This window comes from Streptomyces xingningensis, assembly GCF_054957865.1.
Genome location: NZ_JBDJPF010000020.1, coordinates 1 through 14,211 on the forward strand (window position 1 = coordinate 1; position 14,211 = coordinate 14,211).

The 14,211-nt window shown below is 67.6% G+C and carries 13 protein-coding genes and 1 tRNA gene; 9 read left to right on the forward strand and 5 right to left on the reverse strand.

Going from position 1 to position 14,211, the window contains the following annotated elements:
* Nucleotides 1-148 precede the first annotated feature (148 nt).
* From ABCR83_RS12930 to ABCR83_RS12955, 6 genes are all read left to right on the forward strand, one after another.
* Entirely contained in the window at nucleotides 149-2,827 is a 2,679-nt protein-coding gene (locus tag ABCR83_RS12930) for a hypothetical protein (RefSeq protein WP_462695084.1), read from the forward strand.
* Between the two features lie 146 nt (nucleotides 2,828-2,973).
* Nucleotides 2,974-3,342, forward strand: a complete 369-nt coding sequence (locus ABCR83_RS12935) for a helix-turn-helix domain-containing protein (protein ID WP_462695085.1) — start codon at nucleotides 2,974-2,976, stop codon at nucleotides 3,340-3,342.
* A gap of 721 nt (nucleotides 3,343-4,063) precedes the next feature.
* Nucleotides 4,064-5,125 carry an outer membrane protein assembly factor BamB family protein gene (locus tag ABCR83_RS12940; RefSeq protein ID WP_462695086.1) on the forward strand — a complete coding sequence of 354 codons (1,062 nt, stop codon included), beginning with the start codon at nucleotides 4,064-4,066 and terminating at the stop codon, nucleotides 5,123-5,125.
* Between the two features lie 207 nt (nucleotides 5,126-5,332).
* Nucleotides 5,333-5,614, forward strand: coding sequence for a type II toxin-antitoxin system Phd/YefM family antitoxin (locus ABCR83_RS12945; RefSeq protein ID WP_462695087.1), 282 nt, complete (start codon nucleotides 5,333-5,335; stop codon nucleotides 5,612-5,614).
* A 6-nt stretch (nucleotides 5,615-5,620) separates the two neighbouring features.
* Nucleotides 5,621-5,899: a type II toxin-antitoxin system RelE family toxin gene (locus ABCR83_RS12950; protein WP_462695089.1), complete on the forward strand. Its 279-nt coding sequence runs from the start codon at nucleotides 5,621-5,623 to the stop codon at nucleotides 5,897-5,899.
* Nucleotides 5,900-6,114: 215 nt separating this feature from the next.
* Entirely contained in the window at nucleotides 6,115-6,453 is a 339-nt protein-coding gene (locus tag ABCR83_RS12955; RefSeq protein WP_462695090.1) for a hypothetical protein, read from the forward strand.
* Nucleotides 6,454-6,601: 148 nt separating this feature from the next.
* Here the strand turns inward: ABCR83_RS12955 and ABCR83_RS12960 are convergent, their stop codons facing one another.
* Genes ABCR83_RS12960 through ABCR83_RS12970 form a run of 3 tightly spaced genes read right to left on the reverse strand, consistent with a single transcriptional unit; the run spans nucleotide 6,602 to nucleotide 9,512 of the window.
* Nucleotides 6,602-7,843 (reverse strand): restriction endonuclease subunit S domain-containing protein, encoded by a 1,242-nt coding sequence (locus ABCR83_RS12960; RefSeq protein ID WP_462695091.1) that lies wholly within the window; start codon nucleotides 7,841-7,843, stop codon nucleotides 6,602-6,604.
* On the reverse strand, nucleotides 7,843-9,264 hold the full coding sequence (locus tag ABCR83_RS12965) for an HsdM family class I SAM-dependent methyltransferase (RefSeq protein ID WP_462695092.1): 1,422 nt from the start codon (nucleotides 9,262-9,264) through the stop codon (nucleotides 7,843-7,845). Before ABCR83_RS12965 ends, ABCR83_RS12960 begins: the two co-directional genes overlap by 1 nt.
* 59 nt (nucleotides 9,265-9,323) lie before the next feature.
* Complete coding sequence (locus ABCR83_RS12970) at nucleotides 9,324-9,512, reverse strand: hypothetical protein (RefSeq protein ID WP_462695093.1); 189 nt, start codon at nucleotides 9,510-9,512, stop codon at nucleotides 9,324-9,326.
* 297 nt (nucleotides 9,513-9,809) lie between these two features.
* On the opposite strand from ABCR83_RS12970, the gene ABCR83_RS12975 reads away from it, so the two are divergent.
* A tRNA-Arg gene (locus tag ABCR83_RS12975) sits at nucleotides 9,810-9,885 on the forward strand.
* Between the two features lie 151 nt (nucleotides 9,886-10,036).
* On the forward strand, nucleotides 10,037-10,855 hold the full coding sequence (locus ABCR83_RS12980; protein ID WP_462695094.1) for an SAM-dependent methyltransferase: 819 nt from the start codon (nucleotides 10,037-10,039) through the stop codon (nucleotides 10,853-10,855).
* A 77-nt stretch (nucleotides 10,856-10,932) separates the two neighbouring features.
* On the opposite strand, the gene ABCR83_RS12985 is transcribed toward ABCR83_RS12980, so the two are convergent.
* Both ABCR83_RS12985 and ABCR83_RS12990 read right to left on the reverse strand, forming a co-directional pair.
* The gene (locus ABCR83_RS12985) at nucleotides 10,933-11,754 is read right to left on the reverse strand and encodes a polysaccharide deacetylase family protein (protein ID WP_462695095.1); all 822 of its coding nucleotides are present in this window, start codon (nucleotides 11,752-11,754) and stop codon (nucleotides 10,933-10,935) included.
* Nucleotides 11,755-11,916: 162 nt separating this feature from the next.
* On the reverse strand, nucleotides 11,917-13,035 hold the full coding sequence (locus tag ABCR83_RS12990) for a ferritin-like domain-containing protein (RefSeq protein WP_462695096.1): 1,119 nt from the start codon (nucleotides 13,033-13,035) through the stop codon (nucleotides 11,917-11,919).
* A 180-nt stretch (nucleotides 13,036-13,215) separates the two neighbouring features.
* On the opposite strand from ABCR83_RS12990, the gene ABCR83_RS12995 reads away from it, so the two are divergent.
* Nucleotides 13,216-14,160, forward strand: a complete 945-nt coding sequence (locus tag ABCR83_RS12995) for an AurF N-oxygenase family protein (RefSeq protein WP_462695097.1) — start codon at nucleotides 13,216-13,218, stop codon at nucleotides 14,158-14,160.
* Nucleotides 14,161-14,211: the final 51 nt, after the last annotated feature.

Consider the following 14,211-nt stretch of genomic DNA (forward strand, 5'->3'; position numbering starts at 1 on the left):
CCCTGCTCATGACACCCCCTGATGTCCACCGGACAACCCCGGATTGTCCACGACCCACCTGCGCCTTCACGGCCCGGCAGTGGATGACCAAACACACCCACCCCCACCCTGAGTCTCCATCAGAACACCCAACAAATCGGAGACCACCGTGAAACCACCACTACCACGTCACCGCGCACCCGACCCCGGCGGAGCCAAAATCTTCCGACGCACCGTCACATGCTGGCCTGCCGCCGCCCGTACGCTCGGCGCCATCCTCGCCACCACCGTCACCGCCGGCGTACTGAGCTCCGTCCCCGCCGCAGCCGACGAAGCCACCCCGTCGCCTGCCACGGTGTCGCTGGCGAGCGTGGCGGCAACCGCGGATGACCACCTGTTCGCGCTGGCCTCCGACCACTCGGCCGTCTACGAGCGAACCCGGGAAAACGGCTGGACGAAGGTCGGCGGACCCGCCAAGGACCTCTACGCCGGCGGCGCAGGCCTCTTCGCCACCGACCCCAACACCGGCAACATCAACAAGTACGACGGCACCCCTGACCACTGGACCAACGTCGGCGACCCCGGCGCCACCTTCGCGGTGAGCAGTGACCACCTCTACGGCCTCACACCGGACCGCTCCGCAGTCATGCAGTGGAACGGCAAGGGCAAGGACTGGACCAAAATCGGGGGGCCTGCGAAGGATCTCTACGCCGGCGGTGCAGGCCTGTTCGCCACCCACCCCGACACCGGAGACATCAACCACTACGACAGCGAGCCCGATCACTGGAGCCGCGCAGGTGGCCCCGGGGCCACCTTCACCGTCGGCAGCGATCACCTCTACGGCCTGACGCCGGACCGCTCGGCGGTCATGCAGTGGAACGGCAAGGACAACGACTGGACCAAGATCGACGGGGCGGCGAAAGACCTCTACGCGGGCAAGACCGGCCTCTACGCCACCGACCCCGGCACCGGCAAAATCGCCAAGTACAGCGGCACACCCGACGCCTGGGACACCATCGGCGAACCAGGAACAGCTTTCACGGTCAGCGACCAGCATCTCTACGGCCTCGCACCCGACCGGTCAGCGGTCTACCAGTGGAGCGGCAAAGGCAACGGCTGGACCGCACTCGGCGCACCCGCATCCCCTGAGGCTCACTCGTCCCCGTCCCCTGCCCGGGGGCTCGCACCCCAGGCGGCTCACCCGATCCCATCCCCTCCCCCGGGGCCCGCATCCCCCACGCCTCACCCGATCCCATCCCCTACCCCGGCGCCCTCACCATCCGCGCCGGCCGACCCCAAGCCCGCCGCACCGAACCCCGCACCGACACCCGCGACGCCTGTCGGCGCCGACAGCCTGTGCGTCACCGCCCAGGACGACGTCTATGCTCTTGCCGCCGACCACAACAGCGTGTGGAAACGCGAACACAATCACTGGACACGGATCGGCGGACCCGCCAAGACGGTGCAGGCCGGCCGGGCCGGAGTCTTCGCCGTCGCCCCCGACTCCGGCAAGGTCTACAGGTACGACAACGACCCGGATCACTGGACCGAAATAAAGGCCGAGGGGCAGGATGACGGCGCCGCCGACCTGAAAGTCATCGGTAACCATGTCTACCGTCTCGCCGCGAATCACGGTGCCGTCTACGAATGGAGCAAGGGCAACGGCAAGTGGACCAGGATCGGTGGGCCCGCGAGGGACCTCTATGCCGGCGGCGCAGGGCTATTCGCCACCGACCCACAGGACGGCAGCCTCAATTGGCACGACCAGGAGAATCACGAATGGAAGCGTGTAGGCGACCCGGGAGCCGCCTTCGCTGTCAGCGACAAACACCTCTACCGTCTGAACCCCGATCGGTCGGCCGTCTACGAATGGGCCGGCAAAGGCACTGAGTGGACCCGGATCGGTGGGCCCGCGAAGGACCTCCATGCCGGCGGCGCAGGGCTCTTCGCCACCAACCCCGACACCGGAGACATCTACAAGTACGACGGCAAGCCCGACCACCACTGGAGTCACGCCGGCGGCCCCGGATTCACCTTCGCCGTCAGCGACAAACACCTCTACGGCCTGACGCCCGACCGTTCCACAGTCACCGGGTGGGACGGCAAAGACGGTGCATGGACCTCCTTGGGAGCCCCCGGCGAAACGTCCTACGAACGTGCAAAGCGAACCGGTTTCACCGGTAAGGCCCCCGAGGGATCTCAACGAAAAGAACTTCACGGTAAGCCTGGAGCCGACAACGGCATCATCATGGCCCGATTCTTCATTCCCACCAAGACAGCCGCTGAGAACATGCTCTACGGCGATGACCGAGAGTTCTCCAACGACCCCGACGAATCCGCATACCGAATGGTCCTCTTCTGGGACACAGCCACTGGGGAGGCAACGTTCACCGTGACGCAGTCAACCAGGACGGAGTTCGGACGCGCCGTCCTCGCCCCCACCGTAGTCAGCTTCTTCGAAGGCTTCGGCAAAGATGTCCCGGCCCGCCCCATCCACGTGGGCGAAGACAACAACAGGTGGACATGGCGCACAGTGATCTCGCCCAAACGCATGGACGGATCCGAACTCCACATGAAGATCCACGGCATCAACAGTGTGCTCCCTCTCTTCGCCGCCGATGTCGAACTCACGATCAAACTCGATCCCCAGGGCTCCATTGCCGTTGAACGCAAGGGCGATGCCTACCCCAACATGGAAGTCCTCCAGTACAAGCCCGGATTGACTCCCAGCATTCTCGCTCGGGACGAAATGGCATCGCGTAACCCCTGGAAGAACGGATGGGCCGCGGCCCCGCAGTTCTCCAACGTCGACCGCGCCTGGACCAACGGCATCCGCACCCGCGGCTGAAGACAACCACCCGCCACCACAAGGGCAGGTCACGAATATGGGGCGGTCTGCGAGCACCCGGCAGACCGCCCCATACGCACAGAAGCTGTGTGAGGCGGACCACAGCCTGCGGAGCACAGGTACGACCGGATCAAGGAGGAGAGTCCGTGAATCACTCGCAGTGGAAGACGCGCCGGACCAGGAAGCTCCTGGGAGAGTCGGTCGAGGAGTCCCCGGCCTACCTGGAAGCCGGGCAAGCGTTCGCACTGGGCCAGGCCGTCTACGACCGCCGTACCGAACTCGGGCTGTCGCAGACCGAACTGGCGCGGCGCGCAGGCATGACCCAGCCACAGATCTCCAACATCGAGGGCGGCGACTCCGTGCCGACCCTGCCACTGCTCACCCGTCTCGCCAGGGCCCTGGACGCGTCGCTGACCATCGACCTGGACGGCGATACCTCGGCTTTCGTGTTCACCGCGCACCACGGCGGCGAGCCCGACGAGGCGCCCCCGGGCGAACGCCCCGCGGCAGCTTGACCTGCTCCCATCGGCGCACACGGACACCGCGCCCCCGGCATGACGCGGAACTCCTCGGCACCGTGGCCTGGGAACTGACCGCGGCGGTCCTCGCTTACCACTTGGGCGCCGACGACCGTCCACCGCCGGAAGCCCAGCGCCGGATGCGATCCCCTCCTGCGCTCCCTCCCCATCCACGCCACCTACGGCAACACCTCGGGTGATCATCGCACCCCACTCCTCGCCGTATCGCTTGCGCGCAAAGTCAAGGGAGTCTGCGCTGTCGGCTAACGACCACGAGGGGCGGCCGAGCGCACCCTGTAGCAGTCGTCGGACGTGCGAAACGGCCCGGACAACAGGGCGGTCTGCCAACACCCGGCAGACCGCCCCATGCGGACCGCGTCGTCAAGGGGGCAGCCAGCTCGCAAGCTGGTCAGACCCTCGCCTTCCTCAAGGGGTGGAGCGCGCAATGAACGCATCAACTGGCAGGCGCTTACGTATGCTTACCGGCTGGGCTGTCGCCACGGGCCTCACTCTGGTGGCGGCCTGCGGTGGTGGCGGAGACAACGACCGGGAACCCGGTGCCAAGCCGCCCGCGGCGAATAGCTCCCTACCGGCGACGCAGGAGCCGTCCCCCTCTCAGGAATCGCGGACGTTCGACCCACCGGTGAGTTTCCGAGCACAACAGAGCGCCACCCTCGCCGGTCTGCCGCTCCCGAACATGACCTTGCGGGGAAAGTACGTGTACTACGTATCGAGCGCTACGGTGGGCGTTGTCTCGGCCGTTGACGGCACGGACGTCGCGAGCGCGAAACCCGAACTCGAACCGGCCAACACGGAAAAGGGCCCGACAGGGCCGCCGGCGGTCGCCGATGTCAAGGGGACAACGCTGGTGCTGGGCGCCTTCCTTACGAGAACACGGGACGATGGCACACGAGCAGGCGGGGTACGTGCCGAGGTTGTCGCGCTCGATGTCGGGGCCGGACATGCCGCTTGGACGACTTCATGGGCTCTGCCCGGCAAAGAAGGCGGAGCAGCCACTGTAGTTGGCGTCACGGACAAGACGGCGGTGGTTGTGGTGGCACGTCAAGGCCTGTCAATTGTGCCGACAACCTACGGCCTGGACTTGGCAAGCCACAAGGTCGCCTGGACACAGGACAACTTCGATGCGGCAACTGTCCAGAACGGTACGGTCATTGGCTCCCCGTCGGAGGGGTACGGGTCCGGGGCCGCGTCGACTCCGCTGATCGGATATAGCGCCGATGACGGCACGAAACGCTGGTCCTGGGATGACCCTGGCGGAACCGTCAAGGTGGCGCCCTTTGGAACCGGGTTACTTCTGACTAGCACGCACAGCTACTGGCCTACCCCCTTTCCCCAGTACCTGCTCACGCCGTCGACGGGCAAGCGCAGGCCCATACCCGACAGTGATGCCGGTTCCACGAAGAAGCGCACCACGCTCGATTCCTGCACCTACGACGAGCGATCGGTCACCGTGTGCAGCGTTTCCGACACGGAAGGAGGCTGGGTGGCCGCGTACGAGACCAAGACGCTCAAACGGCTCTGGAAGCTGCCTCACACAGCCGAAGCCGGGCAACGAGCCATTCGCGGCGTCACGACGGCATGGCATGGAGCGGTCTATGCCACGGCCCTTGACGACAAGCCGATCGCCCTCGACGCACTGACCGGCGAGGACAAGCAGTCCGGCACAGGTGCCGCTCCACAACAGGTCAATGAGTACGGAGCTCTGGGCGACGCGGGCGCCGACAACAGCCGGACCGTGCTGTACCGCGCCACAGGCTGACGGCAGGCCGTCGCCGCTCCCGCAGCCTCCAACAACCGCACCCCGGAAGAGGCCGACGCGAAGCGGCGACCAGGCGTCCCCGGCAGCCATCCCGGACGGCAACGCCGATCCCGAGCTGGTGACCATCGGTGAGCGCTACTGGGCCCTGGCCGGCTTCGCCACGGATTCCGGCAGAAGCCCTTCATGTACATCAGCTACACTCATTACATGAGTGAGCCGATTGTTGAATCCATGGCCGAAGTCCGCGCCCACCTCGCGGACGCCATCGACCGCGCCCGCCGCGACGAGACCCCCACCGTCATCACCCGCCGAGGCAAGGAAGAAGCCGTTCTGGTCGACATCGACGAGTACCGGCGGCTGCGGCAGCTCGCCGAACAGGCCGAGGACGCCTGGCTGAACCGACTGGCAGACGCAGCCGAGACTGAGGGAACGGCCGGTTCCGTCTCCCTCGAAGAGATGGCCTCGCAGCTCCGCTCCCAGCACTCCTGAGCCCCGATGGGATACGTCACGCGGTTCACCCCGCACGCCCAGCGGCACCTGCTCAAGATCCCCCGCCCCGACGCCCTGCGCATCCTCTACCGCCTCACCGAACTCCAGAAGGCGATGGACAACAGCGACACCACCCCCTTCGACATCAAAGCCCTCCAAGGCCACGACGCCCGCTGGCGACTCCGTGTCGGCGACTACCGCGCCGTATACACCATTGAGGACGACCAGCTGATCGTTTGGGTACTCGCAGTCGCAAACCGCCGCGACGTCTACCGCAACCCGTGAACGAGCTCGCACCGGGCCTCAGGACCGGGCAGCGCGTACGCGGAGTCCGCCCCATACACATTCACCGTGGGGAACCTCGCCTCGCACCGACCCACCAAGCCCGCGAGGGTGACCGCACTCTCGAGGGGCCGTCACCAGACGTCAGCCAAAGCTGCGCACTGGCAGGCTAGTTGGAGAGTAGACAACGAGACAGTAATTCAATTATCTTCTCGCTTATGGGGCTTGAAGCGATCGCCAACGCCGTCGAGCTCGATGACGGCATCAAGCAGCTGTCGATGTACACCATCAAGAGGCACGCAGCCCCATACCGCGACCGGCTCAGCCGAGATCTCTGCACCGAGATCAGTGCCAAGCTGGAAGCGCTGGGGCTCTTGACGCTTCCCAAGACACTGCCGACTTCTGAGCACCGCTGGGTGTTTGTCATCCAGAAGGACAGCGCGATCGGAGAAGCGGTGGCCCTGGCGACAAGGGTCGTCGGCATCAGCCGGCTTGACGCACCCGCCCCTGCAGGCATCCACGAGGAGTACCCGACCCTGACGCGGTACGCGCAGTAGCAAGGGGGCGCGGCAGACATCGCGATCCTTTCGCTCTCGCATTCCGCTTCCTCGGATCGGCCCGCGATCCCGCTGCCGGTGCCGGTGCGTCCCGGTTCGCCACTGGATGGCTCCGGTGAGTTGAGTGGGGCAAGCAGGCCGAGTTGATTCAATCAATCAATCGATCAATCGATTCGGCCCGTTTCACCGGTGGGAGCGGATCGCCGTCCAGGAGGGCGTCCAGCAGGCCGTCCCGCAGGCCGTCCAGGGTCCGGTTCTCGGCGTACGCGGTCTGGGCGCGCAGGTGGAGGCGCTCGGCGAAGTGGGCGAAGCGGGCGCGCACTTCCTGTGGAGGCCAGCGGACTCCGGTCGCGGCGAAGGCGCGTCGGCTCAGCTCGCGGCCGCCGGCGCCCTGTGCGGTGGACGTCAATTCGGCGCTTCGGGAGCGGAGTTCGTGGAGCAGCCAGTATCGGTCGGCGGTCGATTCCGGGCGCAGGGTCAGGACGCCGCGGCCCGGGAGGACCGGCATCTCGTTGACCACGGCCCGTACTTCGGCTTCGCGGGCCGCCACCAGCAGGGAGTACGGGGGGCAGATGAAGTCGTCCTCGGGGGGGATCAGGCGTGCGTCGGTGGGGGGCAGGTAGGGCAGGTCGGCCTGCAGGATGTCCGCCGGGGCCGCGAAGGCGGTTGTGCGGTGCGTCGATGGTTCGGCCGACGGATGGGGCCGGACGGTGGTTCCGCTGTGCAGCCGGGCCAGTTCGCCGAACGGCCGCTCGGGCCATGCCGCGTGGTCCAGGGTTTCGACGGCGAACCGGGCGTCGGCCAGTGCCATGGCGCATTGCCCGATGCGGGTGTTCACCGCCGACTTCGCCTCGATGGTGCGCATCGCCCGGATGACGTCCGGCTGTTGCCCGGCGGGTGGCAGCGGCACCGGGAGATCGCGCAACGCCGCCAGGCTCAGCGTGCGTTGCAGGGTCGTGCCGGTGGCCCGGCTCTCACACCAGTCGCGCGCATAGGACGACCCCAGCCACAGCCGCAGCCAGGGGGACTGCCCGGGGTCGGCCATGCGCACCACGGCCACGGTCCGGGACGCGTTCCAGTCGTGGTACTCCTCGGTGACGGCCGCCGCCTCGCCGACCCTTCCCACCAGGACCACCACGAGGTCTCCGGTGCGCAGTCGGCTGCGGCTGCCGGCCTGGTGCACCCCGCGGCTGATGCGTCTGGGCTGGGAGGGGCGCAGGTGTCCGTCCTGGATGTCCGCGGCGCGGATCATCCCCACCCCGTCCTCGGTGTGCGGGCCGGGGCGGGTGATGCCATAGCCGAGCCCCTGGACGCCGGGCAGTTCCGCGAGCCGCCACCGGGTCCAGCCGTCGGGGAGCGTGCTCAGCCGCTCCTCCAGGGGTGCGCGCATCACGACCGTCCCAGCAGCTCGCGCAGTTCGCGCTCGAGGAGGTGGGACTCCTCGAAGTGCCGGTACAGCTCCGCCGTCAGGTCGGCGACGCGCTGCTGCCGGTGGTGTGCTTCGGTGTCGTCGGTGACCGCGCCCACGTGGTGAGCGGGCAGCACGTCGTATTCCTGCCGGGCGATCTCTTCCACCGTCACCACCCGGCACCAGCCGGGGACGTCCGCGTGGGGCTCCGCCCGGTCCGCCTCCCGCCAGGCGGCATAGGTGTCCGTGATCCGTGCGCCCGCCTCGTCCGGGATGACCCGTTGGCCGCGTCCCATGGAGCGGGCCGCCTCGCGGGCATCGATGAACAGGACTTGTCCGGACCGGTGCGGCTGCTTGCTCCTGCTGAACAGCCACAGGCATACGGGGTTGCGCACATGCGGGATCAGCCCGGCGGGGAGCTCGACCACGCAGTCCAGCAGGTCCGCCTGGACCAGGTGCGCCCGGATGTGGCGTTCGGCCGGCCGGGCCCCGGAGGCGGCACCGTTGGGCAGCAGGATTGCGGCCCGGCCGGTCGGGGACATCTTGCTCACACAGTGCTGAACCCAGGCGAAGTTGGCATTGCCCCGGGGCGGGACGCCATGGCTCCATCGCGGGTCGTAGGAGGATTGCCCGGCGTCGTCCCAATGGGTCTGGTTGAAGGGCGGGTTGGCCAGCACCACGTCAAAGGTCCGCCGCTGGAAGCGGTCGTCGAGGAGGCTCGATGCCGGATCGGCCAGCTCCGCCGTCACCCCGTGCACCGCGAGGTTCATCGCGGCGACCCGCAGGGCCGCCTGGCCGGCGTCCTGCCCATGCAGCCCGGGGCGGTCGGCCGGTCCGCCGTGCGCTGCCACGAACCGGTGCGCGGCCAGCAGGAAGCCCCCGGAACCGCAGGCCGGGTCGTAGACGGTGTCTCCCGCCCGGGGGGCCAGCAGGCCGACCAGGAGACGGGTGATGTTCCGGGGGGTGTAGTACTGCCCGCCCTTGCCCGCCATCCGCGACTGGGCCTCGAGGCAGAGTTCGAACAGCACGACGGGGTCGGACACTGCCCCCACCGCGTCGATCACCGACGCCAGCCGGTGGTCATGGGCACGCTCGAGTGGGGGCACCTTCAAGTTCAAGCCGATGTCCCGGCCCAGGCGCCGCTCCCAGGCCTGGACACCGTGCTGGATCCACTCCACTGCTTCATGGCCGCCGTGCCATTCTCCGGAAAGGACTTCCGTCCAGACGGCGCGTGACTGCGGCGGGTTCCCCGGGGGGCCCGGCCGCCACTCGGTGGAGTCCGCCTCCCGGCGCAGCAGGGTGAGGATCATGATGAGCCGCAGCGCTTCCTCGGCCGTCATGGTTCCGCGCAGCTCATCCAGCGCCCACCGAAGCGCGTCCGCCTCTTTCAGCGTCTTCGGCACCTTGTCTCCCACCGTTCTTGTGCTCGCCCTGCCGGAAGAGGGCCATCATGCCTGCTGGGTCAGTGCGGCTGCAGATAGCCCACGACCAGGAACGCCACCGTGATGGCGCTGACGAAGGTGACCGCACCGGCCGTCACCGCCTGGCTCGGGTCGTCCGAGCTCGAGCGCTTCCAGATGGCCGCCACCAGCGCGCAGATGACGGCGAGCGCGATGGCGAGCGCGGCCACCAGAAGTCTCGTGTGATCCATGTGTCCCCACCAGTTCGGCTTCCCCGAGGGTCCCGAGCGCGGCACCAGAGTGCGGAGACCGCCGTCCCCACTGTCGGGACACACCGTAGCAGTTGCAGCAGTCCGTTGGGGGAACTACTTCAGCAGTCGGTTTGGGAGGTTGATTCTCGGCATGAGAACGCCCCGTCGGTCAGGCCGACGGGGTGGTGTCCGGGGGTTCGGCGGCCCGGCCCGGGACGGGTGGTCTTCGCAGGTCAATCCACCGTGTAGGCTTGCCCCGCACGCTGACCGGCCGGGAAGACCGGGCCGGGAGGCCGAGCGCTCGTAGCTTAACGGATAGAGCACTTGACTACGGATCAAGAGGTTGCAGGTTCGAATCCTGCCGAGCGCACCACGGCGAAGGCCCGTTCCGATGATTCGGAGCGGGCCTTGTTCATGTTCCCCAAACGATCACCCTCCCCAAGTGCCCCGCATTGCGTCTAGGTTGGGCAATGGACAACGCATGAACACGCATGGCTGCATCATTTTCTTGAAAAGAGCACCACGTGACCGACTTTGAGACCACTCATGACGCCGCCGAGCGCATCGCCGACCGCATCGACACCACCCGGGCGCATACGGCCCGGATCTGGAACTACTGGCTGGGCGGCAAGGACAACTACCCGGTGGATGCCGCCGCCGGGGAGGGGATCCGGCAACTGCACCCGGACATCGGCAACTACGCCCGTGCCGACCGGGAGTTCCTGGGGCGGGCGGTACGGCACCTGGCCGAGGAGGTGGGCATCCGGCAGTTCCTGGACATCGGCACCGGGCTGCCCACCGCGGACAATACGCATGAGGTCGCCCAGCGGGTGGCCCCGGAATCCCGGATCGTCTATGTCGACAACGACCCGCTGGTGCTGGCCCACGCCCGGGCGCTGCTCACCAGCACACCCCAGGGGGCGACCGACTACCTCGATGCCGACCTGCGGAATGTCGACCATATCCTCGAACACGCCGCCAGAACGCTGGACTTCACCCAGCCGATCGCGCTGATGCTGCTGGGGGTGGTGATCTTCATCGAGGATGACGCGGAGGCGTACCGGGTCGTGCGCCGCCTGCTGGACGCACTGCCGCCGGGCAGTCATCTGGTGCTGTCCCACACCATCACCGCCCCGGGGCTGGACGATGTGGACGCCGCCGTCGCGTTCTGGAACGAGAACGGCACCCCGAGGCTCACCCAGCGCTCGCCCGCCGATGTGGAGCGCTTCTTCGACGGGTTGGAGCTGCTGGAGCCGGGGGTGGTGTCCTGTGCGCGCTGGCGGGTGGAAGGTGATGGAGAGGATGTGGCGATGTACGGGGGTGTCGGCCGGAAGGGCGCCTGAGGGCCGGACAGCCGGGTTGGGTACGAGCCTTGGACCTCGCGGATCTCAGATCTCGCGAGCCTCGGACCTCGCGGGCCTCAGATCCTCGGGAAGCTGAACCCGTAGCCCTGCTGCTTGAGCCAGGGAAGCGTTTCGTCAAGCGCCGCCACCGTCTGGCTGCGGTCCCCTCCACCGTCGTGGAAGAGGATCGTCGGGCCGTTGTGCAGCTGGCGCTTGACCGTTTCCTCGATGCGCGTCTTGCCCGGGCGCTTCCAGTCGCGGGAGTCGACCTGCCAGCCGAGCGGCCGCATCCCGTGCTCGGCGGCCAGTTGACGGCTGTAGGGGGTGAACGCGCCGCCGGGTGCCCGGTAGTACTGCACCTTGGCGCCGTCGCCCGCCGCGTCCTGGATCATCTTCAGGGCGTCCAGGACCTGGTGTTTCTGGTAGTCCTCGGGGCGCTTGTCCATCGAGGTGTTGTGGTCGATGGAGTGGTCGCAGAGCCGGTGGCCCTCCGCGACGACCTTCTTGACGAGGTCCGGGTGCTCCCTGGCCCGCGGCCCTATCATGCAGAAGGTCGCCTTGACGTTGTTCTTCCGCAGCAGTTCCAGCACCTTGGGGGTCCAGACCGGGTCCGGGCCGTCGTCGATGGTGATGTTGACGACCTTTCCCTCGGTCTCGCTGTCATGGGAGATCTCCGCCGACACCGCGCCGGAGGAAGTGGAACCGGACGCATCGGGCTCGGCGGCCTTGCCCCGCTCGCGGGGCGCGTGCACCCCGGAGTCCGCGGCCACCTGCTCCGGGGAGCCGTCGTCCGAGTCCTGGGTTGCCATGGCCACGGATCCGCCTATCACAGCGGCGAGCGCCAGCGCGGCCCCCGTCGCCACCGCGATGTGCCGCCTCCGCTCGCTGAGTTCAGCCATGAACTTCCACTCCCTCGTACGCCTGTCTGTCTTCTTTCTCTCCGCGAAGACGTCCTTGTACCGCAAGGCGTTCCGTTATGCGCCACAGCTCACAAAACGGTGACAAAGCAGGCACCAAGTGTGTGAAAAGTCCTTAATTGCTCCGCAGTTATCACCCAGACGTCACTCTTTCGCCGCCACCTCCGCTCCTTCGGCGATCGTCCGTGCGACCTCCGCCGTCCGGGCCTGCTCCTCCGCCGTGAAGCGCTGGGCGTCGAGCCGGTCGGCCAACTCCTCGTCCTGGGCCATCAGCAGATCCAGGCTGGCGTCGCCCAGCTCGAGGACGCCCATGTCGACATAGGCTCGCTGAAGCCGCTCGCCCCACAGTCCGATGTCCTTCACACAGGGGACGATGCGGCTGAACAGCAGCTTCCGGAAGATCTGGAGGTACTCCGACCGCTCGCTCAGCTCGGCGGCATCACCCGCCGGGATGCCGAAGTTGGTGAGCACCTCCTCGCCGCGCAGCCGGTCGCGCATCAGATAGCAGCCCTCGATCACAAACTCCTCGCGCTCGCGCAGTTCGGCGTCCGTCAGCTGCTGGTAGTAGTCGCGCAACGCCAGCCTGCCGAAGGCAACATGGCGGGCCTCGTCCTGCATCACATAGGTGAGGATCTGCTTGGGCAGCGGCTTCTCGGTGCTGTCGCGCAGCATACCGAAGGCGGCCAGGGCCAGGCCCTCGATGAGGACCTGCATGCCGAGGTAGGGCATGTCCCAGCGGGAGTCGCGCAGGGTATCGCCGAGCAGCGACTGGAGGTTGTCGTTGATCGGGTAGAGCATCCCGATCTTCTCGTGCAGGAAGCGGCTGTAGATCTCCACATGCCGGGCCTCGTCCATGGCCTGGGTGGCGGAGTAGAACTTCGCGTCCACATCCGGCACGGACTCCACGATGCGGCTCGCACACACCAGCGCGCCCTGCTCGCCGTGCAGGAACTGGCTGAACTGCCAGGAGGCGTAGTGCCGGCGCAGGTCGCTGCGGTCGGCCTCGCTCATCCGGTCCCAGTACGGGGTGCCGAAGACGGTGAGGTTCTCGTCGGGCACGCCCAGCGGGTCATGGGGATCGACCTCGAGATCCCAGTCGAGCCGCTTACCGGCGTCCCACTGCTTGTCCTTGCCCTTCTGGTAGAGGGCGAGGAGCCGTTCCCGGCCGTCCTCGTACTCCCAGCCGAAGCGGGCGGCACCACTCGCCGGAACCTCCCAGACGGACTCTGCGGGGTTGTGCGCATAGAGCTGTCGCGTCGTCATCGACGCCTCCTTTCTCACAGCGCATCACTGATTGGCAGGCTCACACGCGGGTTACCGCCGGGTCAATGAGCAGTCATCAGCTCGTGTCGCATCACCACCAGGGGATTGACGAGCTTGCTGACAAGGAGTCTCATAAGCGGGGAACCTCCGGGCAACCCGCGACCGAGAGGGAATTCAGCCATGGCAGACAGCACGACCGCGACGGACGGACGCGGCCCGGTGCCGTGGGACGCGCTCGGCCCGCTCAAGGGCCGCGAGCGGGTGGCCGAGCGGCTGCTCGAGTCCTCCGCCAGACACTCCTTCGACCCGGACGCCGAGCTCGACTGGGACGCACCGCCCGAGGAGGGCAAGTGGTACTGGCCGCCGGAGCTGGTCTCCCTCTACGGCACCCCGCTATGGCGCCGGATGTCCGAGGAACGGCGCATGGAGCTGGCCCGGCACGAGGCCGCCGCGCTCGCCTCGCTGGGCATCTGGTTCGAGCTCATCCTGATGCAGCTGCTGGTCCGGCACATCTATGACAAGCCGCCGACCAGCGCGCACGTCCGCTACGCACTGACCGAGATAGCCGATGAGTGCCGGCACTCCAAGATGTTCGCCCGCCTGATACAGCAGGGCGGAGCGCCCGCGTATCCGGTGTCCCGGCTCCACCACAACCTGGGCCGCGTCCTCAAGACCATCTCCACCACGCCCGGTTCCTTCGCCTGCACCCTGCTCGGCGAGGAGATCCTCGACCATATGCAGCGGCTGACCTTCCCGGACGAGCGAGTCCAGCCCCTGGTGCGCGGCGTCACCCGCATCCATGTCGTGGAAGAGGCCCGGCATGTGCGGTACGCGCGCGAGGAGCTGCGCCGCCAGATGACCGACTGCCCGCGCTGGGAGGCCCACCTGACCAGGGTCAGCTGCGGCGAGGCGGCCCGCGTCTTCTCCATCGCCTTCATCAACCCGGCCGTCTACACCAATGTGGGCCTCGACCGCCGCGAGGCCGTCGCCCAGGTGAAGGCGAGCGGCCACCGGCGAGAAGTGATGCAGGCGGGGGCGAAGCGGCTCACCGACTTCCTGGACGAGGTGGGGGTGCTGCAGGGGGTCGGCCGACGGCTGTGGCGCAGCTCGGGGTTGCTGGCATAGGGCGCTTCTGACGGATCTCCGTGGAGCCTCGTCGTGCCGGTTACCCTGCGG